The 22,825-nt window shown below is 58.1% G+C and carries 29 protein-coding genes; 15 read left to right on the forward strand and 14 right to left on the reverse strand.

Annotated elements, in window-relative coordinates; all coding sequences use genetic code 11:
- Positions 1-42 precede the first annotated feature (42 nt).
- Genes GOV79_RS05600 through GOV79_RS05610 form a run of 3 tightly spaced genes read right to left on the reverse strand, consistent with a single transcriptional unit; the run spans position 43 to position 2,407 of the window.
- Complete coding sequence (locus GOV79_RS05600; protein ID WP_170789006.1) at positions 43-657, reverse strand: hypothetical protein; 615 nt, start codon at positions 655-657, stop codon at positions 43-45.
- A 20-nt stretch (positions 658-677) separates the two neighbouring features.
- Entirely contained in the window at positions 678-1,661 is a 984-nt protein-coding gene (locus tag GOV79_RS05605; protein WP_170788889.1) for an alpha/beta hydrolase, read from the reverse strand.
- Positions 1,658-2,407, reverse strand: a complete 750-nt coding sequence (locus GOV79_RS05610; RefSeq protein ID WP_170788890.1) for an alpha/beta fold hydrolase — start codon at positions 2,405-2,407, stop codon at positions 1,658-1,660. The genes GOV79_RS05605 and GOV79_RS05610 overlap by 4 nt, the downstream gene beginning before the upstream one ends.
- Positions 2,408-2,623: 216 nt before the next feature.
- Here GOV79_RS05610 and thrS point away from each other — a divergent pair, with 216 nt between their 5' ends.
- From thrS to GOV79_RS05635, 5 genes are all read left to right on the forward strand, one after another.
- Positions 2,624-4,582 (forward strand): threonine--tRNA ligase, encoded by a 1,959-nt coding sequence (gene thrS / locus GOV79_RS05615; RefSeq protein ID WP_170788891.1) that lies wholly within the window; start codon positions 2,624-2,626, stop codon positions 4,580-4,582.
- A 220-nt stretch (positions 4,583-4,802) separates the two neighbouring features.
- Positions 4,803-5,105: a BufA1 family periplasmic bufferin-type metallophore gene (locus GOV79_RS05620; protein ID WP_170770331.1), complete on the forward strand. Its 303-nt coding sequence runs from the start codon at positions 4,803-4,805 to the stop codon at positions 5,103-5,105.
- A gap of 72 nt (positions 5,106-5,177) precedes the next feature.
- Complete coding sequence (gene bufB / locus GOV79_RS05625) at positions 5,178-6,035, forward strand: MNIO family bufferin maturase (protein ID WP_170788892.1); 858 nt, start codon at positions 5,178-5,180, stop codon at positions 6,033-6,035.
- Entirely contained in the window at positions 6,032-6,790 is a 759-nt protein-coding gene (locus GOV79_RS05630) for an HvfC/BufC N-terminal domain-containing protein (protein WP_170788893.1), read from the forward strand. Before bufB ends, GOV79_RS05630 begins: the two co-directional genes overlap by 4 nt.
- On the forward strand, positions 6,790-7,308 hold the full coding sequence (locus tag GOV79_RS05635; protein ID WP_170770325.1) for a DoxX family protein: 519 nt from the start codon (positions 6,790-6,792) through the stop codon (positions 7,306-7,308). The genes GOV79_RS05630 and GOV79_RS05635 overlap by 1 nt, the downstream gene beginning before the upstream one ends.
- Position 7,309: 1 nt before the next feature.
- On the opposite strand, the gene GOV79_RS05640 is transcribed toward GOV79_RS05635, so the two are convergent.
- From GOV79_RS05640 to GOV79_RS22490, 3 genes are read right to left on the reverse strand one after another with little or no spacing between them, the layout of a single operon-like run.
- Positions 7,310-7,678 carry a hypothetical protein gene (locus tag GOV79_RS05640; RefSeq protein ID WP_170788894.1) on the reverse strand — a complete coding sequence of 123 codons (369 nt, stop codon included), beginning with the start codon at positions 7,676-7,678 and terminating at the stop codon, positions 7,310-7,312.
- A 41-nt stretch (positions 7,679-7,719) separates the two neighbouring features.
- Positions 7,720-8,037, reverse strand: coding sequence for an ArsC/Spx/MgsR family protein (locus GOV79_RS05645; protein WP_170788895.1), 318 nt, complete (start codon positions 8,035-8,037; stop codon positions 7,720-7,722).
- A 30-nt stretch (positions 8,038-8,067) separates the two neighbouring features.
- Positions 8,068-8,202 (reverse strand): hypothetical protein, encoded by a 135-nt coding sequence (locus GOV79_RS22490; protein WP_269149773.1) that lies wholly within the window; start codon positions 8,200-8,202, stop codon positions 8,068-8,070.
- A gap of 50 nt (positions 8,203-8,252) precedes the next feature.
- On the opposite strand from GOV79_RS22490, the gene GOV79_RS05650 reads away from it, so the two are divergent.
- The gene (locus GOV79_RS05650) at positions 8,253-8,459 is read left to right on the forward strand and encodes a cold-shock protein (protein WP_008758035.1); all 207 of its coding nucleotides are present in this window, start codon (positions 8,253-8,255) and stop codon (positions 8,457-8,459) included.
- A 76-nt stretch (positions 8,460-8,535) separates the two neighbouring features.
- Here GOV79_RS05650 and GOV79_RS05655 read toward each other — a convergent pair whose 3' ends face one another.
- Positions 8,536-8,808, reverse strand: a complete 273-nt coding sequence (locus GOV79_RS05655) for a hypothetical protein (RefSeq protein WP_170788896.1) — start codon at positions 8,806-8,808, stop codon at positions 8,536-8,538.
- A gap of 87 nt (positions 8,809-8,895) precedes the next feature.
- Complete coding sequence (gene thyX, locus GOV79_RS05660; RefSeq protein WP_170788897.1) at positions 8,896-9,807, reverse strand: FAD-dependent thymidylate synthase; 912 nt, start codon at positions 9,805-9,807, stop codon at positions 8,896-8,898.
- 178 nt (positions 9,808-9,985) lie between these two features.
- On the opposite strand from thyX, the gene GOV79_RS05665 reads away from it, so the two are divergent.
- Genes GOV79_RS05665 through GOV79_RS05675 form a run of 3 tightly spaced genes read left to right on the forward strand, consistent with a single transcriptional unit; the run spans position 9,986 to position 11,834 of the window.
- Positions 9,986-10,414, forward strand: coding sequence for a VOC family protein (locus GOV79_RS05665; protein WP_170770314.1), 429 nt, complete (start codon positions 9,986-9,988; stop codon positions 10,412-10,414).
- On the forward strand, positions 10,411-11,115 hold the full coding sequence (locus tag GOV79_RS05670; RefSeq protein ID WP_170788898.1) for a DUF1194 domain-containing protein: 705 nt from the start codon (positions 10,411-10,413) through the stop codon (positions 11,113-11,115). Before GOV79_RS05665 ends, GOV79_RS05670 begins: the two co-directional genes overlap by 4 nt.
- Positions 11,112-11,834: a DUF1194 domain-containing protein gene (locus GOV79_RS05675; RefSeq protein WP_170788899.1), complete on the forward strand. Its 723-nt coding sequence runs from the start codon at positions 11,112-11,114 to the stop codon at positions 11,832-11,834. The genes GOV79_RS05670 and GOV79_RS05675 overlap by 4 nt, the downstream gene beginning before the upstream one ends.
- Here the strand turns inward: GOV79_RS05675 and GOV79_RS05680 are convergent, their stop codons facing one another.
- From GOV79_RS05680 to GOV79_RS05690, 3 genes are all read right to left on the reverse strand, one after another.
- The gene (locus GOV79_RS05680; protein ID WP_170782692.1) at positions 11,835-12,332 is read right to left on the reverse strand and encodes a MarR family winged helix-turn-helix transcriptional regulator; all 498 of its coding nucleotides are present in this window, start codon (positions 12,330-12,332) and stop codon (positions 11,835-11,837) included.
- A gap of 78 nt (positions 12,333-12,410) precedes the next feature.
- On the reverse strand, positions 12,411-12,668 hold the full coding sequence (locus tag GOV79_RS05685) for a succinate dehydrogenase assembly factor 2 (RefSeq protein WP_331252364.1): 258 nt from the start codon (positions 12,666-12,668) through the stop codon (positions 12,411-12,413).
- Positions 12,665-13,057, reverse strand: coding sequence for a helix-turn-helix domain-containing protein (locus GOV79_RS05690; RefSeq protein WP_170770305.1), 393 nt, complete (start codon positions 13,055-13,057; stop codon positions 12,665-12,667). Before GOV79_RS05690 ends, GOV79_RS05685 begins: the two co-directional genes overlap by 4 nt.
- A 91-nt stretch (positions 13,058-13,148) precedes the next feature.
- On the opposite strand from GOV79_RS05690, the gene GOV79_RS05695 reads away from it, so the two are divergent.
- Together GOV79_RS05695 and GOV79_RS05700 are read left to right on the forward strand one after the other, a co-directional pair.
- On the forward strand, positions 13,149-14,351 hold the full coding sequence (locus tag GOV79_RS05695; protein ID WP_170788900.1) for a pyridoxal phosphate-dependent aminotransferase: 1,203 nt from the start codon (positions 13,149-13,151) through the stop codon (positions 14,349-14,351).
- A gap of 16 nt (positions 14,352-14,367) precedes the next feature.
- On the forward strand, positions 14,368-14,763 hold the full coding sequence (locus tag GOV79_RS05700) for a hypothetical protein (protein ID WP_170788901.1): 396 nt from the start codon (positions 14,368-14,370) through the stop codon (positions 14,761-14,763).
- Here the strand turns inward: GOV79_RS05700 and GOV79_RS05705 are convergent.
- The gene (locus GOV79_RS05705) at positions 14,760-16,121 is read right to left on the reverse strand and encodes an MATE family efflux transporter (RefSeq protein WP_170788902.1); all 1,362 of its coding nucleotides are present in this window, start codon (positions 16,119-16,121) and stop codon (positions 14,760-14,762) included. The two genes, GOV79_RS05700 and GOV79_RS05705, sit on opposite strands and share 4 nt — an antisense overlap.
- A gap of 102 nt (positions 16,122-16,223) precedes the next feature.
- Entirely contained in the window at positions 16,224-17,147 is a 924-nt protein-coding gene (gene ppk2 / locus GOV79_RS05710; RefSeq protein WP_170788903.1) for a polyphosphate kinase 2, read from the reverse strand.
- 127 nt (positions 17,148-17,274) lie between these two features.
- Between ppk2 and GOV79_RS05715 the strand changes: the two genes are divergently transcribed.
- Complete coding sequence (locus GOV79_RS05715; protein WP_331252367.1) at positions 17,275-18,168, forward strand: alpha/beta fold hydrolase; 894 nt, start codon at positions 17,275-17,277, stop codon at positions 18,166-18,168.
- On the opposite strand, the gene GOV79_RS05720 is transcribed toward GOV79_RS05715, so the two are convergent.
- Positions 18,148-18,756 carry a carboxymuconolactone decarboxylase family protein gene (locus GOV79_RS05720; protein ID WP_170788904.1) on the reverse strand — a complete coding sequence of 203 codons (609 nt, stop codon included), beginning with the start codon at positions 18,754-18,756 and terminating at the stop codon, positions 18,148-18,150. The genes GOV79_RS05715 and GOV79_RS05720 overlap by 21 nt on opposite strands.
- A gap of 154 nt (positions 18,757-18,910) precedes the next feature.
- Between GOV79_RS05720 and GOV79_RS05725 the strand changes: the two genes are divergently transcribed.
- From GOV79_RS05725 to GOV79_RS05735, 3 genes are all read left to right on the forward strand, one after another.
- Positions 18,911-19,465 carry an NYN domain-containing protein gene (locus GOV79_RS05725; RefSeq protein WP_170788905.1) on the forward strand — a complete coding sequence of 185 codons (555 nt, stop codon included), beginning with the start codon at positions 18,911-18,913 and terminating at the stop codon, positions 19,463-19,465.
- 109 nt (positions 19,466-19,574) lie between these two features.
- Positions 19,575-21,533 (forward strand): DNA topoisomerase IV subunit B, encoded by a 1,959-nt coding sequence (parE, locus tag GOV79_RS05730; protein ID WP_170788906.1) that lies wholly within the window; start codon positions 19,575-19,577, stop codon positions 21,531-21,533.
- 16 nt (positions 21,534-21,549) lie between these two features.
- Positions 21,550-22,770 carry a restriction endonuclease gene (locus GOV79_RS05735; RefSeq protein ID WP_170788907.1) on the forward strand — a complete coding sequence of 407 codons (1,221 nt, stop codon included), beginning with the start codon at positions 21,550-21,552 and terminating at the stop codon, positions 22,768-22,770.
- Positions 22,771-22,825 lie beyond the last annotated feature (55 nt).

Here is a 22,825-nt window from a genome sequence, read left to right on the forward strand (position 1 = left end):
CCTGCAGGATGAGCGTTTTTCAGCACCCGAGCAAGGGAAAGTTCAGGGATAGTCGATGCCCCGAAAGGGTGGGAAATCCGCATAGCGCGCTTGCCGCTTTTCCCGGGGCTCATCAGGTTCTGTCCCCGCCCGTAATAGGCATCCGCGTGGCGCGATATAGCTATCGATCCGGCGATGCGGATTAGGTCTCCAGACCAGATTGAACGCGCAGAGCTTGGGAAAGAACCAGATCTCGGAATAGTCCAGATGATCATGCATCCACCACGCAAGATCGCGCCAATCGCGTCCGGTTCCATATTGATCCGCGAACCACGGAATCACGATCGACGCCCCCGCAATCCGGTTCTCGCCCGTGCCCCGATCCCAGATATGGCATTCCATCGGGTTATCATTGCGGGCACAGTTCAGTTTGTTTTCGTTGCCGAACCGGTTCAGCGACGGCGCGCGATAACCCGAGCGTACGGCGACGCGCCCAAAGGTCTCTTCCAAAGGGTCCAGCAGGGTTTGGCAAAAAGCGCGCCCCGTTTCGATGGCTAGATCAGGTTTTTCGGGGATGTTCTGTATCCCATGAAAATTCCCGATTTCGGAATATAGGAAGTCCCGCATGAAGAAATGCCGCGACAAGCGCACCCGGCCCAGCGTCTCAAGGCTCCACATACTGGCCGGTTTACGCATCGCTATTCGATCCCCACCGAGCGTAGCCACGCGAGCATGCCATCCACGGTGACTTCGGTCTGCCCCGGCGACATCAGCCGCCCGGCCACAACATGCGACGCAGGATCGTCATCTGCTCCCATCGTAACCAGATGAACCGTCGCAGGCCCGCCCCACGCCTGCGCCACTTCATGAGTCCGATCCGGTCGTACCACCTGATCGTCATCCGAGAACCAGAACAGCGCCGGAACCTGTGCTTGCGCAAAATCCTGCGCGTTCACCACATCGACCAGCCGGGTCATGGGAACAACGGCCTCCCACGGATAGCTCAGCGACCAGTATTTGTTCCGCTCCGGGTCGGTATCAGACACATCGCGGGTTTCCCCCATCAACAGCGGCAACCACTGCCGTGCCCAGGGCAGGCCGGGTATCCAAGCCCCCGGCGTATTGACCCCGAAATTCGGCGAAACAAAGATCATCGCGCCGACACCCTGCACCATCTCGGCAGCCAGCGCGGCAGCCGCAGCCAGCGTCCCCCCAGTCGAGGTCGAGATCACAACCACCCGGTCGCCAACCGCGCGTGCCGCAGCCAGACCTTCGACCATGTCCAACATCCAACCCGAGGCCGTCGCCTCAGCCATGGCCGTACCGCTGCGACCATGGCCTTGCAGACGCGTGTAGACCAGATTGGCACCCAACGCCTCTGCCAACAGATCCGGCACCGGGCGGATTTCCTCGGATGAGGCCGAGAATCCGTGAACATAAAGGATCGACACCGGTGTTCGCTGTTCCTTGAATCCCTCTTGCCAGATCACCCGCTTTTCGACACCGGGAACGATGTCTTCGAAGGCGGATTCGACACTCTCGAAATAGACCTGCACCCCCTCGCCAAATTTGCGCGGCTCAAACGTGGGATGAAGGTCAACCTCTTCGCGCGGCCCCAACCAAAAGATCAGTCCGCCCAGAGCTGCCAGCACGACAATGAAACGCAGAACCAACCGGGTCATTCGGGGGCAAGCACATCAAGCACGGCGCGTTCAATAATCTCCAGGCAAGGCCCGTCCGAGAATCTGTGATCCGCATCCTTGACCAACAGCAACCGCATATCCGGTCCACTGGCATGGTCCAGCAACCGCACAGCCGTCTCGATTGACACCGCTGTATCCGCCGTGCCCTGCAAAAATCGCACGGGAAATGGCAAAGCCAACGGATCGCGCAGAACCAATCGCGTGCGCCCATCTTCGATCATGCGCTTGGTAATGATGTAAGGCTCCATGTAATCCGAGGGCAATTCCACATGCCCCACCGTCTCCAGAGCCGCCTTCTGTGAATCGCTGAACGAGGCCCAATAGCCATCTTCGGTAAAGTCCGGCGCGGCAGCGATTGCAACCATCCCGACAATTCGTTCCGGCATTGCCTTTGCCAACAACAACGCCTGCCAGCCACCCATGGACGACCCGACCACAATCAAGGACCCTTCGGTCAGCGCCTTTACCGCGGCAACGGTATCCTCATGCCAATCGCCAATGCAGCCTTCCTCAAACGTACCGGAACTCTCCCCATGCCCCGAATAGTCGAACCGCAAAAACGCCTGCCCACGTGCCTTTGCCCATGCTTCAAGATGCACCGCTTTGGTGCCCTCCATATCCGACTTCAACCCGCCCAGAAAAACCATTGTCGGACCAGTGCCTTCGCTCTTGTGATAGGCCAACCGTCGCCCCTGCGCTGTGTCCAGAAAACTCGTCGCTGTCATGAAAACCTCTTTTCTTTCCGACATCATGCACGCCCCACCCACAAGTGCAATTCCCCGATCCGCCCTTCATCTGGCCAAAAATATCCCGGGGAGCGCGAGGGGCAGCGCCCCTCGCTCCCGCACTTGACACACGCGCACCCACCTGCCAAAGCAGCCAAACGCAAATAACCCGCAACCGGGCGTTCAGTGGGCGCCAAACCGACGAGGAGAGCCGACATGGCCCTGGATTCAAAATCCGTCTCACTCACCTTCCCCGATGGCAATGCACGTTCCTATGACGCAGGCGTCACACCTGCGCAGGTGGCTGCCGATATCTCGACCTCGCTGGCCAAAAAAGCAATCTCGGCCACGGTCGACGGCAAGCACTGGGATTTGCAATGGCCTATTGAGTCCGACGCCCAAATCGCCATCCACACCATGAAGGATGAAGATCAGGCCAATGAGCTGATCCGCCACGATCTGGCGCATGTCATGGCCCGCGCGGTGCAGGAAATCTGGCCCGCGACCAAAGTCACCATCGGCCCCGTGATCGACAATGGCTGGTACTACGACTTTGACCGCGAGGAACCCTTCACCCCCGAAGATCTCGGCCTCATCGAGAAAAAGATGAAAGAGATCATCAACAAGCGCGACCCCGTCACCACCGAGGTCTGGGACCGCGACCGCGCGATCGAATTCTACAAGGCCAATAACGAGCCCTATAAGGTCGAGCTGATCGAAGCCATTCCGGGCGATGAACCGCTGCGGATGTACTGGCACGGCCACTGGCAGGACCTGTGCCGCGGTCCGCACCTGCAGCACACCGGCCAACTGCCCGGCGATGCGTTCAAACTGATGAGCATCGCGGGCGCCTATTGGCGCGGCGACAGCTCGCGCCAGATGCTGCAACGCATCTACGGTGTGGCCTTCACCGGCAAGGAAAAGCTGAAAGCCCACCTGCATATGCTGGAAGAGGCCGCCAAACGCGACCACCGCAAGCTGGGCCGCGAGATGAACCTGTTCCACATGCAGGAAGAGGCCCCCGGCCAGATCTTCTGGCATCCGAACGGGTGGAAAATCTACACCACCCTTCAGGACTACATCCGCCGAATGCAGGAGCGTGACGGCTATGTCGAGGTCAACACCCCGCAAGTTGTCGACCGCAAACTGTGGGAGGCCTCGGGTCACTGGGACAAATATCAGGAAAACATGTTCATCGTCGAAGTGGATGAAGAACATGCCCGTGAAAAGGCGATCAACGCGCTGAAGCCGATGAACTGCCCCTGCCACGTGCAGGTGTTCAATCAGGGTCTGAAATCCTATCGCGACCTGCCCCTGCGCATGGCTGAGTTCGGATCGTGCGCACGCTATGAACCTTCGGGAGCATTGCACGGCATCATGCGGGTGCGCGGTTTCACGCAGGACGATGGCCACATCTTTTGTGCCGAAGATCAGATCGAATCCGAGACCGCCAAGTTCATCGCTTTCCTATCCAAGGTCTATGCCGATCTGGGCTTCCACGACTGGACGATCAAACTGTCCACCCGTCCCGAAAAGCGGATCGGGTCCGATGAAAGCTGGGATCTGGTCGAAAAAGCCTTGGGCGATGCCTGCAAAGCCGCCGGGTATGACTATGAGATCCTCGAAGGCGAAGGCGCGTTTTATGGCCCCAAGCTGGAATTCACTCTGACCGACGCCATCGGTCGGACCTGGCAATGCGGTACGCTGCAGGTTGACCCCAATCTGCCCGAACGTCTGGATGCCAGCTTCATCGGCGCAGACGGCGCCAAGCACCGTCCGTTCATGCTGCACAGGGCAACGCTGGGCTCGTTTGAACGTTTCATCGGTATCTTGATCGAAGAGCACGCCGGCAAGCTGCCGTTCTGGCTGGCCCCGCGTCAGGTTGTCGTGGCCTCGATCACTTCCGAGGCGGATGATTATGTGGCCGAAGTGGTGGAAACGCTCAAAGCCGCCGGGGTTCGGGCCGAAGCGGATATCCGCAACGAAAAGATCAACTACAAGGTCCGCGAGCATTCTGTCGGTAAAGTGCCCGTGATTTTGGCCGTCGGTCACCGCGAAGTCGAAGACCGCACCGTCAGCGTGCGCCGTCTTGGCGAAAAACAAACACAGGTTCAATCACTTGAGGCTGTAACAATTGAGCTATCCAAGGCGGCGACCCCCCCCGATCTGCTGTAACATTCGGCGTCAATTCGCCTGCGATCCGGCCCTAAAACAAGGGCCGAATTGAAATATTTTCCATTTTCGATTTCAAAAACAATATGTTAACCTGCAAGAGGGCATGACAGTGCCTGACGGGGTTGTGAGACACGGGCTCGTGAATTTAACTGTCGCCTCTGAACGACTACCTTTGTCATTGTCAACACAGACATACGCAGTCACCAAAAGGATTACCGAGATGTCGAACACAGCTAAGTCCCTCGTTATCGCAAGCGCCGTTGCAGCCGCCGTATCGGGCATGGCCACCACCGCAACCGCACAAGCCAAAGAGAAATGCTATGGCGTTTCGCTGGCAGGCGAAAACGATTGCGCCGCAGGCCCCGGCACCACCTGCGCCGGTACCTCGACCGTTGATTATCAGGGCAATGCCTGGACTCTGGTCGACGCAGGCACTTGCGCCGATATCGAGCTGCCTAAAACCGCAGACGGTTCGGACCGCAAAGGCTCGCTGGAGCCGCTGGACCGCGATCTGCCGGCATAAGCCCGCGCTTAGGAAAACCGAAGGGGCGGGCCTTGTCGCCCGCCTCTTTGTCGTGAACCGGAGACTATAACGATGCTGGACAATGCTATTCGTTCAAACAGACTGCCCGCCGCGCCGGGTGTCGGATATAAGCCCCAGCATTTTCAGCAAATTCTGGATCACGCGCACCCGGTGGCATGGCTGGAAATCCATGCCGAGAATTACATGGGCGATGGCGGACGCCCGCTGGCGCAACTGCGCCATTTGTCCGAACAATTCCCCATCTCTGTCCACGGTGTCGGCCTGTCCATTGGCGGCGAAACCCCGCTGGACCCCGATCATCTGGCCCGGTTGAAACATTTGGTTGGCTGGCTGAACCCTGCCAGCTTTTCGGAACATCTGGCCTGGTCGACCCATGACAGCCATTTCCTGAACGACCTGCTACCCCTGCCCTACACCGACGCAACTTTGGACCGGGTTTGTGAGCATATTGATCAGGTGCAAGAGGTTGTCGGGCGGCAGATGCTGCTGGAAAACCCCTCCAGCTATTTGGCGTTCGAGGAGAGCACCTGGTCCGAGCCTGATTTCCTACGTGAAATCGCGCGTCGCACGGGCTGTGGCCTGTTGCTGGACGTGAATAATGTGTTCGTGTCGGCCACCAATCTGGATTTCTCGCCGCAAGGCTATATCGACGCCTATCCGCTGGACAAAGTGGGTGAGATTCATCTGGGCGGCCACGACGAGGATGAAGACGACCACGGTCGCCCCCTGCTGATCGACAGCCATGGGCGCGAGGTTGTGGACCCTGTATGGACGCTGTTAGATTACGCTCTGGACCAGTCCGGCCCCCAGCCCATCTTGATCGAATGGGATACCGACGTTCCCGACTGGCCTGTACTGCGCGCCGAGGCCGATAGGGCTCAGGCGGCTTTGGACCGCGTTCCAGCATGAGCGTTTCTCAGACAACCTTCCACACGGCGCTTTTGGACCCGTCACAGGCGGTGCCCGACGGCCTTGTGGACGCGTCGGAACACCCTGCGGGACGTCGTTTCAGCGTCTATCGCAACAACGTCGCCGTGTCGCTGACCGAGGCAATGCATCAGGCCTTTCCGGTGATTACCAAACTGCTGGGCACGCAGAATATGGATGGTCTATCGGGTATTTTCCTACGTCAGCATCCTCCGACCTCGCCCATGATGATGTTCTATGGCGAAGCATTCCCCGAGTTTCTGGCCGGGATGCCGCAGCTTTCGCATCTGGGCTACCTGCCCGACATCGCTCGGCTGGAACTGGCTCTGCGTCAGTCTTACCACGCCGCCGACAGCACCCCAGCCCCAGCGGATGCGCTGGCAGTTGCGCCTGATGAGGTGATGCAGGCCACGCTTGAATTTGCGCCGTCGATGCGGGTGATCCGCTCGGAATGGCCGATTTATTCGATCTGGCGTTTCAACACGCTAGAAAACGCACCCAAGCCACAGGCTGGGGCCGAAGGCGTGTTAGTAACACGACCGGAATATGATCCCGCTCCGCATCTGCTGCCTGCCGGTGGTGCGGATTGGATTGCAGAGATGATGGCCGGTCAGACGATCGGTCAGGCGTTTGAAAACACCTCTGCAACCACCCCCGAGTTTGACCTTGGGGCTACTCTGGCGCTGCTGCTTCAAGGCGGCGCTCTTACTTCTGTGACTATCGAAAGGCTGGCATAATGACTGCCCTGATCTCTCTTCACAATAACGTCCTGGGACGGCTCGACAGTTCGGCCAATTGGCTGACCCCGACCCTGGCGCGGCTTGTTTTTGTTGCTGTATTGCTTGTGTATTACTGGAACTCGGCCACCCTGAAGATTGACGGGTCGATCTTCTCGGCGTCAGCCGGTGCCTTTGGCCAGATCTTCCCCAAAGCGGCTGAAGCCGTTTTGTACGACGTCACCCAGATGACCTTTTTCCAGCGCATCGTGATCTTCTTCGGCACCGTGGCCGAATTCGTCCTGCCTGCGCTTCTGCTGGTTGGTCTTCTGACACGCGTTGCTGCCCTGGCCATGATCGGGTTCGTCTGGGTCCAGACCATCGTTGATGTCGCCGGTCACGGCGTGAAACTGGGTGGATTGTTCGACAACGCCATCACTTTGATGGATCAGCGTGTGATGTGGACCTTCCTGTTCCTGGTCATCGTGATCAACGGCGCAGGCCCGATTTCCATCGACCGCGTCCTGCGCTTAAAATGATCTAGAAATGCGCCTTGGGCTCGTCCGGTTTACCTGCGGCCAGCCCGAGGACCCCTGCCACCCCAGCGAATGCGACGGGGAACATGGTAAAGGCATTGAAACCAAACGCGTAATACATGCCGCCTGCTGAGACCAGCAACAATAGCCCCCCAACCAGTGCCCGCGCCTTGGCCATGGCGCCACCGGCAATCGCCAGCAGAGGCGCAAGGATCGAGGTCGTCTGGATCAGTTGCGCGTTGTCGACCTGCTCGGCCAACCCGTCGATCTCACCGAACCGGTCGATCAGTTCGACATAGCCATAGCCGACAAAGCCGACCAACATGCCGATTAGCCCGGCAATCACACCCAAAATCATCGCTGCGTTACGCATCCTTCGCCCTCTTGCTTGCGCCCTTGCAGATAAGCATCCGCTCAGCCGACGCCAAGAGCCGCCTTCGTCGCCGCCGTCCAGCCGAGAAAAAGCTCCCCGTCACGCTCGATCAGCGGGCGTTTCATTAAGGTCGGATGATCGCGCAACAGCTCCAACGGTGCACGCGCGCGTTCGTCTTCGCTTAGGCCCCGCCAAGTCGTGGACCGGGTGTTGAGCAAAGCCTCGCCGAAATGTATAAGAGCCTTTGAGAGCACTGTTTCAGGCACGTCATCAGCGCGGACGTCGATGAATTCGACATCCTGCAATGACTTCAATGCCTTACGGCAGGTGTCACAGTTCTTAAGTCCATATAGACGCATTTTCGGGGGCTTCCTGTGCTTGTGCGAATTTTAGGCAATTTCGCCAACGTGTTCCGGTAATTCTTGATTTTTTACTTCACCGTGCAATGTTGAAAAAGACGAAATACGCAATTCGGGCCGAAGCGTGTGGGCGCGGCGGTGATGAAAGGCGGTGGCGTCAATCACTTCCCCCACCAATTTGTGGGACAACGTGTAAGTAGAAGGAGACACGGGAAATGCCAACTGGCACCGTGAAATGGTTTAATACCACTAAAGGCTATGGGTTTATTGCCCCTGATGAAGGTGGCAAGGACGTATTTGTACATATCTCGGCTGTTGAACGGTCAGGTCTGACCGGGCTCGCAGACAATCAGAAAGTCTCATACGAATTGCAGGACGGACGCGACGGTCGCCAGATGGCCGCCGATTTGAAACCGTTGTAAGGCCCCCTCCCGACGGGAAGACAAAGCAGGGCAACGGCCAATTTCCGGCCGTTGACCAATAATGGTTCGACCAATGTTAACCGCGCGCCGGATCTGCGTCGACGTGCGTTAACCAGTCTTGACCCATCGCAACGATGCAGGACGTGCCGGTCGAATAAGTGACAACCATCGTCCAATCACCTTTCTCGCTAGTCCAGACTTCCATGATCTGCTCAGGGCTGCGCACCCCAGAGGCTGCGCGTTGCGAGTCGAACTGACGTTCCAGCTTGTCATGCAACCGGGACGTCGGCTCACACAGCACCTCAGCAATAGGGGATTTGGCCAAAGCCGGAGCGCCAAGCAACGACATCAAGCACGCGTATCGGATACAGGAAAGAAAAGCCATGAAGCCAGTGTAACAGCTTCATGACAATACGTATAGACAAACGATATGCGTTTAGTTTTCGCGAATGACCGCTTCGAACTCGCGCCATTCGCGGGCGGTCATGCCCGAGGTTTCCTGCGTCACGGCCTCTCCGGCGAGCATCCGCCGCAGGCTGTCGACCATCTGTGCCGACAGATTCACCGCGCCCAGACGATAATCTTCAAAGGCTTTGTAAGCGAATGGCACCCAATCGGCGACGATCTTGCACATCATATCGGCATATACCCGGATTTCGTACTGCGCATGCGGGTCGGCCCGTAAACGCAGGAAGTGGAAAAGGTTGTGCAGGTCCACCTTCCAATACCACTGGGTGTAGATATTCGCCGGCAGGTTCATTCGCGCCAGTTCACGCGCCAGACCCTGCTGACCGTCCTGACTGATCATCGCCTCGTAATTGTCATAGCACCGGGCGCTGTCAGCCTTTAGTATCTCCAGAACCCGCGCGGACTCTTCACCTTGTAAGGCTTCGCCCCGACCCTGGTTATTCACCTCGGACTGCGCCGCCACATGGTCGGGCGCGGGAATATAGAACTCCCGATCCAGGATTGAGTAGCGCGCGGAGTATTCATTCACATTCGCCGTCCGGTGCCGGATCCATTGACGGGCCACAAAGACAGGCAGCTTCACATGCAACTTGATTTCGCACATCTCGAACGGGGTCGAATGCCAGTGACGCATCAGATAGCGGATCAGGCCTTCGTCATTCTGCACCGACTTAGTGCCTTTGCCGTAAGACACCCGCGCCGCCTGACAGATCGCGTTATCATCGCCCATATAGTCGATTACGCGCACAAAGCCGTGGTCCAGGACTTGATGAGCGGTGTACAAATGATCTTCCATCCCCGGAGCCACAACACGACGCGTTTGATGCGATTGCGCCCTTTGCGCTTCGATCTCGGCCAGTTGGTCAGAGGACAGCGGCATGAAATTTCCTTTCCATCGAATGAGTCGGCGACCACTATATCTCGGCAATGCAGCGACCGGAACCGCGATATGTACGCTTGTTTGTGCATTTTCCAAATTGTGTCCGCCGCGCCTCTCGACAGACTATGTTAGCGCGCTAAGGTGCTTGTCATCACCTGAACAAAAAAAGGAAACCGCAATGGGGCTGACATACCTCCACACCATGGTCCGTGTGAAAGATCTTGAGAAATCCATGGCGTTTTACGAACTGCTGGGGCTGCAAGAAACCCGCCGGTATGACAGTGAACAGGGCCGGTTTTCGCTGATCTTCATGGCGCCTCCGGGGCAAGAAGATCGCCCGATCGAACTGACATATAACTGGGATGGCGACGACGGATTGCCTAGCGATAGCCGGCATTTCGGTCACTTGGCCTACGGTGTCGATAATATCTACGAAATATGCCAACTACTTCAGGACAATGGCGTCGTGATCAACCGGCCGCCGCGTGACGGGCGCATGGCGTTTGTGCGCTCGCCCGACAATATCTCGGTCGAGCTGCTGCAAAACGGTGACGCGCTTGATCCGGCCGAACCCTGGGCCAGCATGGAAAGCACCGGCCACTGGTGATCCGCTGGCTGACAATAGCGGGACTGACCTTACTGGCCAGCCCTCTGCGGGCCGAGACCTGCAGGCTGGCGCTCGCCTTGGCGATGGACATATCGACCTCGGTAGACGCATCCGAAGACACGCTGCAACGGCAGGGCCTGGCCGCAGCACTCGTCGCACCCGAGGTGACCGAGGCGTTTTTCTCGTCCCCCATGCCCGTCGCGCTGACCGTCTATGAATGGAGCGGGCGCAGCACGCAACGCGTTATTCTGAATTGGTCGATGATCCGCACGCGGGCAGACTTGCTGGCAGCGGCGACGACGGTGCAACAGTCGGTGCGGTCCGACAGCGGGTCAGCCACCGCGATGGGATATGCGCTGGCCTTTGGCGCGACATTGATGCAGCAAGCCCCGCCCTGCCTGTTCCAGACCATCGATCTGTCTGGGGATGGGTCGAACAATGACGGGTACGGACCAGACTCGGCCTATCGCCACTTTCCATTTCAGGACATCGTGGTGAACGGGCTGGTCATCAACGCCGCCGATTTTGAGGGTGAGCTGTTCTTGATCCCGTTTTTTGAGAACAATGTGCTGCATGGCCCCGGCGCTTTTTTGGAAGTTGCGCAAGGGTTTGAGGATTTCGAGCGCGCCATGCGCCGCAAACTTGAGCGGGAATTGCAGGGCCTGCAAATCGGCGCGCTATCTGGTGATGCGTTGAAATGATCCGCTACCTTGCCGCTGCCGCAACCCTTTTGGCAACGCCTGCGATGTCTGAGTGCAGGCAAGCGCTGGCCCTTGGGCTGGATGTCTCTGGTTCGGTCGATAGTACCGAATACCGGTTGCAGCTTGGTGGTCTGGCCGCTGCCCTGCAACGACCCGAAGTCAAGCAACTGCTTCTTTCGGGCCTTGGCCCTGCGGTGCGGCTGGCGGTATTCGAATGGAGTGAGCCCGGTCATCAACGCATGTTGCTAGACTGGACAGAAATCCGATCCGAGGAACAATTGGATGGTATTTCAGACCTGTTGAACTCCGTGACGCGCAGCTCGGCGCCGCAGGGAACGGCGGTCGGATCGGCGATGCAGTTTGGCGCCGGTCTGCTGTGGCAACAACCTGAGTGCTGGAAGCACACGCTGGACCTGTCTGGCGACGGCAAACACAACATTGGACCCCATCCCCGCGAGGCCAAACAGGCGCTGCAAGCCAGCGGGATCACCATCAACGGTCTGGTGATCGGCCCGGATGACGCCAATGTTGGGGACAAGCGCGACGTGCAGATCAGCGAGTTGTCCGCCTATTACAATGCGTGGGTCATTCTGGGCCCCGATGCCTTTGTCGAGGTTGCCGTAGGGTTCGAAGCCTATGAGGACGCGATGGCCCGCAAGCTGATCCGCGAGCTTGAAGGCCTGGTCCTGTCCGATGCCGGGCCCTACACCCGGCCCTGATCAGTAAATATAGCGGATCTGATCCGTCCAGTAGCGTTCAACCCGGCGGAGGGAAGTGGTGATGTCCTCAATCCCTTCCAGCTCCAATACGCCACGTGATTGCAACCCACCTGCGTGGCGCGCGAACAGTTCGGATACGATATCGCGGATCTCACGCCCCCGCGGCGTCAGACGCACGCGCACCGAGCGGCGGTCAATCTCGCAGCGTTGGTGGTGCATATAGCCCATCTCAACCAGCTTTTTCAGGTTGTAGCTGACATTACTGCCCTGATAGTAGCCCCTGCTTTTCAATTCGCCCGCCGTGACCTCATGATCGCCGATATTAAACAGCAACAAGGCTTGCACGGCGTTGATCTCAAGCACGCCGACACGCTCGAACTCGTCCTTGATGACGTCCAGCAGCAGGCGGTGCAGCCGTTCCACCAGCGCAAGCGCCTCAAGATAGCTGGTCATGAAGCCCTTGGCCCCGTGCGCGGAGACCTGCATTTCCATACTCATCCGATCCTCCGATTCAATCGCGCCGTTTCAGGCAGCATGAATCGAAAAACCGAATATTCAGTTAAGCAGATTTCGCCCTTACTTTTGAAAGGTTTGCGCAATATCCGAAATCAGATCTGCGTAGGGATCGGGCGTGGAAACCTGTCCTGTCACCCATTGATACAGGTCCTGATCATTCTCGTGCAGCAGGGCGTCGTACAGGTCCAACAACGCCTCTTCCATGCTGCCAAGATTGCGATCGGCATAGGCCGACAGGATCAGGTCCATCTCTTTGATGCCCCGGCGCATCGAACGCATTTTCAACCGCTTGATCCGCGTGTCCCGCTGCTCGGTCACTGGACTTGCTCAGCCATCTGTCGCAGACGCTTTTCCAGTTTCGCGGCTCGTTCCGCGCTGGCTCGCATCTCGCCCCGGATCGAGCGTAGCTCGGCCACGATATCCACAAGTTCGGGCATGGGTTCTTCAGCTTCCGAGGGCGCATCCATGCCCTCGCCTTCCCCGGTCAGCAGCCACATGATCGAGACATTGACCATCCCGGCCAGCATCGACAGGCGGTTGGCGCGCGGCTCGGACAGGTCGTTTTCCCAATCCGCGAGGGTTGCTTTTTTCACGCCCAACCTGCGGGCCAGTTGTGACTGTGTCATCCCCGCAGCTTCACGCGCACCTGCCAGACGGTCGCCGAATGTCGCTGAATCCGGGCCGTACCAGTCGTTTTCGTCGTTCATCGGGGTCTCCAATTCCACAATTCATATCGCTTGATCGTCGTTCGGGCGCACCCTATGACAGACAGGTTGATCATTCAAACCGAGGGCCCCCATGAGTTTCCTGTCTGCGACACTGTCACGCGTAAAACCGTCGCCTACAATCGCCATGACGGCCAAAGCGGCCGAATTGAAGGCCGCGGGACGCGACGTTATCGGCCTGAGCGCCGGAGAACCCGATTTCGACACGCCGCAGAACATCAAGGATGCCGCCGTAGCCGCGATTGCGGCGGGCAAAACCAAATACACCGCACCCGATGGCATCCCCGAGCTGAAACAGGCCGCCTGCGCGAAGATGAAGCGCGACCACGGGCTGGACTATACGCCTGCGCAGATCTCGGTGGGCACGGGCGGCAAGCAAACGCTCTATAACGCGCTGATGGCGACGATGAACGACGGCGACGAAGTGATCATCCCTGCGCCCTATTGGGTCAGCTACCCCGACATGGTGCTACTGGCCGGAGGCACGCCGGTTGTTGTGGAAACGACGCTCGAGAACAGCTTCAAACTGACCGCCGACCAGCTTGAGGCCGCTATCACGCCAAACACCAAGTGGTTCATCTTCAACTCTCCCTCCAACCCAACGGGCGCGGGCTATAGCCGGGCCGAACTGAAGGCATTGACCGATGTGCTGATGCGCCATCCACATGTTTGGATCATGTCTGATGATATGTATGAGCACCTGGCCTATGACGGGTTCGAGTTCTGCACCCCGGCCGAGGTTGAACCCGGCCTCTTTGAGCGCACTCTGACTTGCAACGGCGTGTCCAAGGCCTATGCCATGACCGGTTGGCGGATCGGCTATGCGGCGGGTCCGGTCGAGTTGATTGCCGCGATGCGCAAGATTCAATCTCAGTCGACCTCGAACCCCTGCTCCGTCAGTCAATGGGCGGCAGTCGAGGCGCTGGAGGGCACGCAAGACTTTCTGGCCCCCAATGCCGAGACATTCAAACGCCGCCGCGACTTGGTAGTGCGGATGCTGAACGAGATTGACGGTGTATCCTGCCCCACTCCCGAAGGCGCGTTCTATGTCTACCCCTCGATCGCAGGGCTGATCGGCAAGACTACTCCGGCAGGCACGGTGATCTCATCTGATGAAGCCTTTGCCACGGCATTGTTGGAAGAAGCCGACGTGGCCGTCGTTTTCGGGGCTGCCTTCGGTCTGTCCCCAAACTTCCGCGTCAGCTACGCAACCTCGGACGCTGCGCTGACCGAGGCCTGCACCCGCATTCAGCGGTTCTGCGCCGCACTGACCTGATCGGAGGCTCTGAGCCGTGGATTTGCCCGAATATTACTTTCGCGTGCGCGAGAATGGGGCGGCGGTTTTTCGGATCGACACCGAAAACCGCCAACGCCGGATCGAGATGGACCAGATCGCGGTCATCAACATCCGCAACGGTGAGGTCAAGCCGCAGGGGCAGCGCACCCTGACCGAGACCGACCAGGCCGCTATCACGCGTTGGATCGAGGACCGCACAGCCCTTTTGGCACAGCGTGATATGGATGACATTCACCGGGCCGTGGACTACCTAAACCTGACGACTCAGTGGGCGCAGTCCAAAGCGACAGACGCGCAGCTTGAGGATGTCACCGACCGGCTATTACTGGCGATGCACGATCTGCGCAGTGTTCTGGTGCGTAAAAAGGCGGATCGTCTGACCAAAGACTAACCTGCCACCGGGACCGAGCGGACCGACCGCATCCAGAACCGCGCCATCAGTAACACCGCTGCGAAGGCTAACCCAAGCACAAGGCCCAGCCACACGCCGATCCCGTCCATCCCCTGGACAAAGCCGAAGTAATACGAGGCCGGAATCCCCACGACCCAATAGCTGAGTCCTGCCATCACCATTGGCACTTTGGCGTCCTGCAATCCACGCAACAGGCCCAGCGCAATCACCTGTGCGCCATCGACCAGTTGGAACAGCGCCGCCATGGCCAGCAACCCGGTTCCGATCAGCAGGATTTGCGACCGCTGCGGGTCATCCGCCTCCATAAACAGGGAAATCAGCGGCTCGGCGCAGGTCAGGAACAGGATCACGGTCAGCACCGACATCACCAGCGACATCGCCGTCACAGCAATCGCGCCTTTTTCCAGATGTGCCCGGTCTTTGCGGCCCAGCGCATTACCTGCGCGGATCGTGGCCGCGTTGGACAGACCCAGATGCACCATGAACGTAGCCGAGGCCAGATTCAGCGCGATACCATGCGCCGCCAGCGGCACTTGTCCCAGCCAGCCCATCATGATTGCCGACATGGCAAACAGGCTGACCTCGGCCAATGTGGTCAGACCGATGGGCACACCGAGACGCAGGACGCTGAAGAAGAACTCCCAATCCGGGCGCCAAAAGCGCTGAAACAGGCTGTGTTCGGGCAAGACACGCACGGCGTAGATGACCACGAAAACCAGCGAGACAACCTGTGTCACGACCGAAGCGATGGCCGCACCGATCACGCCCAATTCGGGCGCACCCCAATTGCCGAAGATCAGCGCATAGTTGGTGAAACCGTTGACCACAGCCGCCGTCACAGTGATCCACAGCACGATCTGCGTGCGTTCCAACGCCGCCAAATAGGATTTCAGGACCATCACGATCAGCGCCGGGAACAGGCCCCAGCCCGCGACCCGCAGATATTGCGCGGCGGTCCGGGCGACCTCGGGGTCCTGATCCAACGCAATCAGGATCGGGTAGGACCACCACAGCAGTGGCATCATCAACGCCGCATAGATCAGCGACAACCACAGCCCCATGCGGGTCGAGCGGCGGATGCTGGTCTCATCCTCCTCGGCGGCGGCGGTGGCGACTATGGGCATCACCGCCCAGCCGAACCCGGCCCCAAACAGAAACAGCACGAAGTAGTAACTACTGGCCAGGGTTACAGCCGCCAGAGCTTCGACCCCGTACCAGCCCAGCATGATGGTATCGGTCAGACCGATAGCAAACTGCGCCAGATGCCCGCCCACCAACGGTAGGCCCAGCACGGTAATGGCCCGGAAATGGCCGCGATATGTCATCACCTTGTTCATCGCCCCAGCCTTATGCCCGGCCCGAGGCCGGGACAAGACCAGATCAGCGAAATTTCAGGATGAGACTCTCGGTCCGGGGCCAATCAACAGCCCCGGATGACACTAACGCGCATCAGGGTGCAGTGCGCTGCCAAGGATGTGCTCGGACCGATGGATGACGTGATGCGCCTGTCCAACGATCAAGGGATCAGGCTCGCGGACCACATCATGGTTCTTGCCGGGGTAGTCCAGCGTCGACAGGAAATGCCGCATTGTGTTCAGGCGCGCACGCTTCTTGTCGTTCGACTTGATGATGGTCCATGGCGCGTCGGCGGTGTCAGTATAGAAGAACATCGCCTCTTTCGCCTCGGTGTAGTCGTCCCATTTGTCAAGGCTGGCCTTGTCGATCGGCGACAGTTTCCACTGTTTCAGCGGGTCCGTCTCGCGGCTTTTGAACCTGCGTTGCTGTTCGGGCTGCGTGACCGAGAACCAGTATTTGTAAAGCTGAATGCCCGAGCGGACCAGCATCCGCTCAAGATCCGGAGTCTGACGCATGAATTCCAGATATTCGTTGGGCGAGCAGAAGCCCATCACCCGTTCCACGCCTGCGCGGTTGTACCAGGACCGGTCGTAGAACACCATTTCACCAACGGTGGGCAATTCCTGAACATAACGCTGATAATACCACTGACCCTTCTCTTCCCAGGTGGGTTTGTTCAACGCAACCACTCGGGCCTGACGTGGGTTTAGGTGCTCCATGAACCGCTTGATTGTGCCGCCCTTACCCGCAGCGTCACGGCCTTCGAACAGCAACACGAACCGCTGGCCGGTTTCTTGCGCCCATATCTGAACCTTCAGCAGCTCAGCCTGCAACTCGGCCTTTTGCGCCTCATAGATCTTGCGCGCCATCTTGCGGCCATAAGGGTACTTGCCGCTTTCAAACGCGTGGCGAATTTTCTCGGGGCTGGGCTCAGCCGGGCCGGTCGTGGGCCCCGGAACGCCGTTGGCGGAGGATTGTGTCTTTTCGATCCGCGCCGCTGTTTCCATGCAATCTCTCCTTGAAAAGCTGTCTGACCCAGTGACTAGCAGAGACCGCCATTTCGCGCTTTGATTGGTATCAAATTGCTGTAACCTTGTGGTTCTGTTTTTGGCTATGGCAGCAGAGGGTTAACGCGTGGACAGCAGATTTGTCGAACTGGACGGACAGCCGTTCTTTCTACGCAGTTGGGGCGATCCCAGCCTGCCGCCCTTGCTGATGCTGCATGGCTTTCCTGAATATGGCGGCACATGGGCTGATCTGGCCCCGCATCTAGCTGAACACTTCTATTGTATTGCCCCGGATCAGCGTGGTTATGGCCAAAGCTGGGCGCCCGAGGGGGTCGGGCACTATACCCTGTCAAAACTGGTCGGGGACATGGCGGCGTTGATCGATATGCTGGGCGCACCTGTCACGGTTCTGGGCCATGATTGGGGGGCCTCCGTCGCCTATGGGCTGGCCATGTTCCAGCCCAAGCTGGTGGGCCGTCTGATCATCGCCAATGGCGTCCACCCGGTGCCGTTTCAGCGTGCGATGGCGTCGGGCGGCGCGCAATCAGCGGCCTCGCAATATATCAACGATCTGAGGGCCGAAGACGCCGCCCAAAGATTTTCTGCCGACAATTTCGCGCGGCTCGAGAGGTTCTTTCGGTACGGGATGGGGCTGGATTGGCTGTCGGATGCACAAATGCAGGCCTATCGCACCGAATGGGCCCGGCCCGGCCGGTTGGACGCAATGCTGAACTGGTACCGCGCCTCTCCGCTGGTGGTGGCGAAACCCGGCGAACCGCTGACGAATCTGCCCGAGCTGCCGGTCGAGCGCCTTTTGGTCCGCTGCCCGCATCTTTTGCTGTGGGGATCTGAGGACAAGGCCCTGCTACCCGAGGCCACTGAGGGGCTGGAAGAGTTCGCCCCCGACCTGACCCGCATTGACATTCCCGGCACGGACCACTGGCTGCATCATCAACGCCCCAAGGCGCTGGCGCAGGCCATTCTGAACTGGACCCGAGCCTTAACGGTGTCCCCAGTCTGACGGATCGTCCGAGTTGTTGGGGGACAGCCCCAGAATATCCCCATCGGTGGAACAGCCCAGCCCCAGAACCGTGCGATTGGCGTAAGAAAAATAGGCGCAGACCTGATTGATCTCGAGGATTTCTCCATCCTCCCACCCTGCAGCGTGCAGAGCCTCAATATCACTTTCTGTCAGCTCCCCAGGCGCCTCGGTCAGTTTGCGCGCATAGCCCATCGCCGCGATCTGCGCCGGATCTAGAGGGGCTGTCTGCGGTGTCCGAGCTTCAATCGCGGCACGGATAGCATTGCCTCGGTCAGGGTCAGCCAAAAGCCGCTGCAGGCCACTGAAATGATGCTCGACACAATAGTCGCAGCGGTTGAGCGCGCTGACCCACACGCCCAGGACCTCAAGAAACCATTTCGGGATGGTGTTGGCCGAATGATGCAAGACATTCTTGTACATCGCCATGTGGCCTTCCATCGAATGCGGGCGCAAGGAATGCACCATCATGATGTTGTCCACATTATTGCCCGGCCCCGTCACCCGCTCATACAGTTTCTTCAGCTTTCCCGAGGCGTCCTCGAACGGTATGGTCTTGATCCAGCTCATTGAAACGATGTCCTTTTTCCTGACTGCCACCGGGCTGCGGACAGGTTTGCTGATTTCCCAATTAACAATCAACCGGTATTGATAAGAGACCTGAAGAGATTGAATTCGAAAACCCATTTTCCCGTTTTGCAAGAACGCCACTCAGATATCTAACATGCGCCTGCTTATTACTTGTTTTCTGCTTTCCACCATCGCGGCCCTCTACGCAGCGCTGGACCCAGCCGCGTCGGATTGGGTATTGCTGGCCGCCCCGTGCGCTTTCGGCAGCGCGATATTGATCCTTTGGGGCGGTCTGAAACGCCTGCGCACCCCGCGAAAATGGGCGGTTGTCGACGGATCAAACGTCATGCACTGGAAGGATGGCGAACCCAGCCTCGAAACGGTGCGCGATGTTGTCGAGAAACTGTCTCAGGCCGGATATACGCCCGGCGTCGTCTTTGATGCCAATGTGGGCTACAAAGTATCTGACCGTTATCTGGATCACCGCGTCCTTGCCCGACGTCTGAGCCTACCCAAAGACCGCGTTCTGGTTGCCCCCAGCGGCACACCGGCAGACCCGCTGGTGCTACAGGCCGCGACCGACTATCGGGGATTCGTCGTGTCGAATGACAGGTTCCGCGACTGGTCCGAGGACTTCAGCCAAATTCTACAACCTGAACACACCATCCGAGGAGGCTTTAAGAATGAAAAACTCTGGCTTTCTCTTTGATCCGACCTTGGTTGCACACCGCAATCCGCCCACAACACTTCGCGCCCCTCTTCCCCCGGACCACATCACCTGCCATAATGGGTAAAACCCAAAAACAAGAGCAGCACCGATGCCAGACGATCTGTTGACGCCCAGCGCCACCTCCACATACGACGCCTCTTCGATTGAGGTGCTTGAAGGGCTGGAACCCGTTCGCAAACGCCCCGGCATGTATATCGGCGGCACGGATGAGCGCGCGCTGCATCACATGGTGGCCGAGATCCTCGACAACTCGATGGACGAAGCGGTCGCGGGGCACGCCAACCGGATCGAGGTGGAACTGCACGCAGATTACGCCCTGACCGTGCGCGACAACGGGCGCGGCATCCCGATTGATCCGCACCCCAAATTCCCGGACAAGTCCGCGCTGGAAGTCATTCTGTGTACTCTGCATGCGGGCGGTAAGTTCTCGGGCAAGGCCTATCAGACCTCGGGCGGTCTGCATGGGGTTGGTGCCTCGGTGGTGAACGCCCTGTCGGACTCGATGGTCGTACAGGTGGCGCGGGACAAGACGCTGTTCGAACAACGGTTCTCCCGCGGTATCCCCTTGGGACCGGTCGAGAAAATCGGTGCGGCTCCCAACCGGCGCGGCACCACCGTGACATTCCACGCCGATGCCGAAATCTTTGGCCACCACAAGTTCAAACCGGCGCGGTTGTTCAAATCCATCCGGTCCAAGGCCTATCTGTTCTCGGGCGTGGAAATCCGCTGGAAGTCCGCCATCGACGATGGCGAAACTCCGACAGAGGCCACGTTCCATTTCCCTGGCGGCCTGTCCGATTACCTCAAAGAGACGATGAACGGCTCGTCCACTTATGCCGAGCAGCCCTTCGCAGGCACCGTGGACTTCACCGAGAAGTTCGGGACACCGGGCAAGGTCGAATGGGCGATCAACTGGACACCTTCTCGCGATGGGTTCATCCAATCCTACTGTAACACCGTCCCCACCCCCGAAGGCGGTACACATGTGGCGGGGTTCTGGGCCGCGATCCTCAAGGGGATCAAGGCTTACGGCGAGCTGATCAACAACAAGAAAGCCGCGCAGATCACCCGCGAAGACCTGATCACCGGCGGCTGCGCGCTGGTGTCCTGCTTTATCCGCGAGCCGGAATTCGTGGGCCAGACCAAAGACCGTCTGGCCACGGTCGAGGCGCAGCGCCTGGTCGAGAATTCGGTCCGCGACCATTTCGATAACTGGCTGGCCGCGGACACGAAATCCGCCGGCGCGATACTCGACTTTGTGATACTCCGAGCCGAGGAACGTCTGCGCCGACGGGCCGAGAAAGAGACACAACGCAAGTCCGCCACTAAAAAACTTCGTCTCCCCGGCAAGCTGGTGGACTGCTCTAGTTCAACACGTGACGGGACCGAGTTATTCATCGTCGAGGGCGACTCGGCGGGCGGCTCGGCCAAAATGGGGCGAGACCGCAAAACCCAGGCCCTGCTGCCCCTGCGCGGCAAAATCCTGAACGTGCTGGGCGCGGCCAGTTCCAAGCTGGGCACCAATGCCGAGATCAACGATCTGACCCAAGCGCTGGGTGTGGGCCTTGGCACCAAGTTCAACGTCGACGACCTGCGCTATGACAAGGTCATCATCATGACCGACGCGGATGTGGACGGCGCGCATATCGCCTCACTGTTGATGACGTTCTTCTTCACCCAGATGCGGCCCATGATCGACGCAGGCCACCTGTATCTGGCCTGCCCGCCTCTGTATCGCCTGACCCAAGGGGCCAAACGCGTCTATTGTCTGGACGAGGCTGAGCGTGACGAATGGCTGGAAAAAGGTCTGGGCGGCAAGGGCAAGATCGACGTCTCACGTTTCAAAGGTCTGGGCGAAATGGACGCCAAAGACCTGAAAGAGACCACGATGGACCCCGCCTCGCGCAAGCTGATCCGCGTCACGATTGACGAGGACGAACCCGGCGAAACCGGAGACCTCGTTGAGCGTCTGATGGGCAAAAAACCCGAACTGCGGTTCCAGTACATTCAGGAGAACGCGCGGTTTGTGGAGGAGTTGGATGTATGAGGTGAAAAGGTAAGAAATGGCGCAAACCAAAGAACAACGAGAGGGAAAACTACAAGAACGCGTTGTAGCAGCGCTGGAAAGACACATTAACCCGAACGCCAAAATCGAGTCAGACGTGAATCTCCCTGTGCTTGAAGAGGGAGTGTCAGGCAAGCGGCAATTCGACGTCTTGATCCGCGAGGGTAACGAGCCGCGAGAAACTCTTAGTGTTGTGGAGGTGCAGAAAAGAAAATCAAAGGTTGGGCCAGACCAATTTAATGCATGGCTGGAAAAAATGCGGGAAGTAGGCGCACAGCACCTTATTTGCGTATCAGAAAAAGGCTTCACTAAGACTGTTTTACAGCGGGCTCGAAAACATGGACCGACCGTTCGTCTTCTGACACTTAGAGAACTAGAAAAAAAAGGCGTTCAATCCAATTTTGAATTTATTGCCAATTGGCTGGAAAATGTAACATATTTAGAGGCCTCTGGGCTTCAAGTACACTTTAATCAACTTGTTAAGCAAACACCGCCCTCAACACCAGCAGGCCCAATTGATCCATTTAAGAAATTTTTCGAGACCGGCGAAGGTCAGCAACTTTCATTTAATGATCTTGCAGATCGTCATTTTTTCGCGTGCGGAAATGCGAATATTTCCGAGTTACCAAAGAACACCGATGTCTCAGTTGTAGTAAACTTAGATTGCACGAAATCAGAAATATTCTTTTTACTCGATTCAGAGCAAAGAATTCCTGTGACGAGAATAATTTTCAATATTAAACTTCGCGTTTCCCAACAACCAATAAATTGGGTTGCAAGCAAATATGAACAAATAAATTTCGGAGAATTAGTTTGGTGCCTTAGAGGACGTGCATTAACCGAAACCGGCGCAGAAGTAGATGTTGTAGTCACTTTGGAAGAAGAAGGCGTTGGCAACTATAGAATCGGCTGGATTCAAACGCTTAATGAAACAGATGTTTTTTTTCACTTGGGGCAGCCGAGGAGTTCAGGCCAGAAAGATCCTTTAGCAAAACGTGGGGTGGGACTTCGACCCGCCAAAACTACCGCCCATGATCTGCGCTCTCCCGTGAATGTCACACCTGGCCCTAAGGTGGATGCGGAACGCACTCTTCACCATACCGAAGGTTTGCCTCCGGCAAAACGGCGGCGGGTCAAGCGCGTGCTTGAAGATACGGACTACACATTGGGTGTTTTGAGAGGGACGTTCTCGCAAGCCGCCACCAAACCCCTTGCCTAACCCGTTGATCTCGTTCACACTTACCCTCAACCCGTCATTCAAGAACGATATTTGA

Source organism: Ruegeria lacuscaerulensis (assembly GCF_013034745.1).
In the GTDB taxonomy this organism is placed as follows: domain Bacteria; phylum Pseudomonadota; class Alphaproteobacteria; order Rhodobacterales; family Rhodobacteraceae; genus Ruegeria; species Ruegeria lacuscaerulensis_B.

Coding starts and splice junctions, on each gene's coding strand:
- GOV79_RS05600 (WP_170789006.1), bottom strand. CDS start 657: ATGTGGAGCCTTGAGACGCTGGGCCGGGTGCGCTTGTCGCGGCATTTC.
- GOV79_RS05605 (WP_170788889.1), bottom strand. CDS start 1,661: ATGACCCGGTTGGTTCTGCGTTTCATTGTCGTGCTGGCAGCTCTGGGC.
- GOV79_RS05610 (WP_170788890.1), bottom strand. CDS start 2,407: ATGACAGCGACGAGTTTTCTGGACACAGCGCAGGGGCGACGGTTGGCC.
- thrS (WP_170788891.1), top strand. CDS start 2,624: ATGGCCCTGGATTCAAAATCCGTCTCACTCACCTTCCCCGATGGCAAT.
- GOV79_RS05620 (WP_170770331.1), top strand. CDS start 4,803: ATGTCGAACACAGCTAAGTCCCTCGTTATCGCAAGCGCCGTTGCAGCC.
- bufB (WP_170788892.1), top strand. CDS start 5,178: ATGCTGGACAATGCTATTCGTTCAAACAGACTGCCCGCCGCGCCGGGT.
- GOV79_RS05630 (WP_170788893.1), top strand. CDS start 6,032: ATGAGCGTTTCTCAGACAACCTTCCACACGGCGCTTTTGGACCCGTCA.
- GOV79_RS05635 (WP_170770325.1), top strand. CDS start 6,790: ATGACTGCCCTGATCTCTCTTCACAATAACGTCCTGGGACGGCTCGAC.
- GOV79_RS05640 (WP_170788894.1), bottom strand. CDS start 7,678: ATGCGTAACGCAGCGATGATTTTGGGTGTGATTGCCGGGCTAATCGGC.
- GOV79_RS05645 (WP_170788895.1), bottom strand. CDS start 8,037: ATGCGTCTATATGGACTTAAGAACTGTGACACCTGCCGTAAGGCATTG.
- GOV79_RS05650 (WP_008758035.1), top strand. CDS start 8,253: ATGCCAACTGGCACCGTGAAATGGTTTAATACCACTAAAGGCTATGGG.
- GOV79_RS05655 (WP_170788896.1), bottom strand. CDS start 8,808: ATGTCGTTGCTTGGCGCTCCGGCTTTGGCCAAATCCCCTATTGCTGAG.
- thyX (WP_170788897.1), bottom strand. CDS start 9,807: ATGCCGCTGTCCTCTGACCAACTGGCCGAGATCGAAGCGCAAAGGGCG.
- GOV79_RS05665 (WP_170770314.1), top strand. CDS start 9,986: ATGGGGCTGACATACCTCCACACCATGGTCCGTGTGAAAGATCTTGAG.
- GOV79_RS05675 (WP_170788899.1), top strand. CDS start 11,112: ATGATCCGCTACCTTGCCGCTGCCGCAACCCTTTTGGCAACGCCTGCG.
- GOV79_RS05680 (WP_170782692.1), bottom strand. CDS start 12,332: ATGAGTATGGAAATGCAGGTCTCCGCGCACGGGGCCAAGGGCTTCATG.
- GOV79_RS05690 (WP_170770305.1), bottom strand. CDS start 13,057: ATGAACGACGAAAACGACTGGTACGGCCCGGATTCAGCGACATTCGGC.
- GOV79_RS05695 (WP_170788900.1), top strand. CDS start 13,149: ATGAGTTTCCTGTCTGCGACACTGTCACGCGTAAAACCGTCGCCTACA.
- GOV79_RS05705 (WP_170788902.1), bottom strand. CDS start 16,121: ATGAACAAGGTGATGACATATCGCGGCCATTTCCGGGCCATTACCGTG.
- ppk2 (WP_170788903.1), bottom strand. CDS start 17,147: ATGGAAACAGCGGCGCGGATCGAAAAGACACAATCCTCCGCCAACGGC.
- GOV79_RS05720 (WP_170788904.1), bottom strand. CDS start 18,756: ATGAGCTGGATCAAGACCATACCGTTCGAGGACGCCTCGGGAAAGCTG.
- GOV79_RS05725 (WP_170788905.1), top strand. CDS start 18,911: ATGCGCCTGCTTATTACTTGTTTTCTGCTTTCCACCATCGCGGCCCTC.
- parE (WP_170788906.1), top strand. CDS start 19,575: ATGCCAGACGATCTGTTGACGCCCAGCGCCACCTCCACATACGACGCC.
- GOV79_RS05735 (WP_170788907.1), top strand. CDS start 21,550: ATGGCGCAAACCAAAGAACAACGAGAGGGAAAACTACAAGAACGCGTT.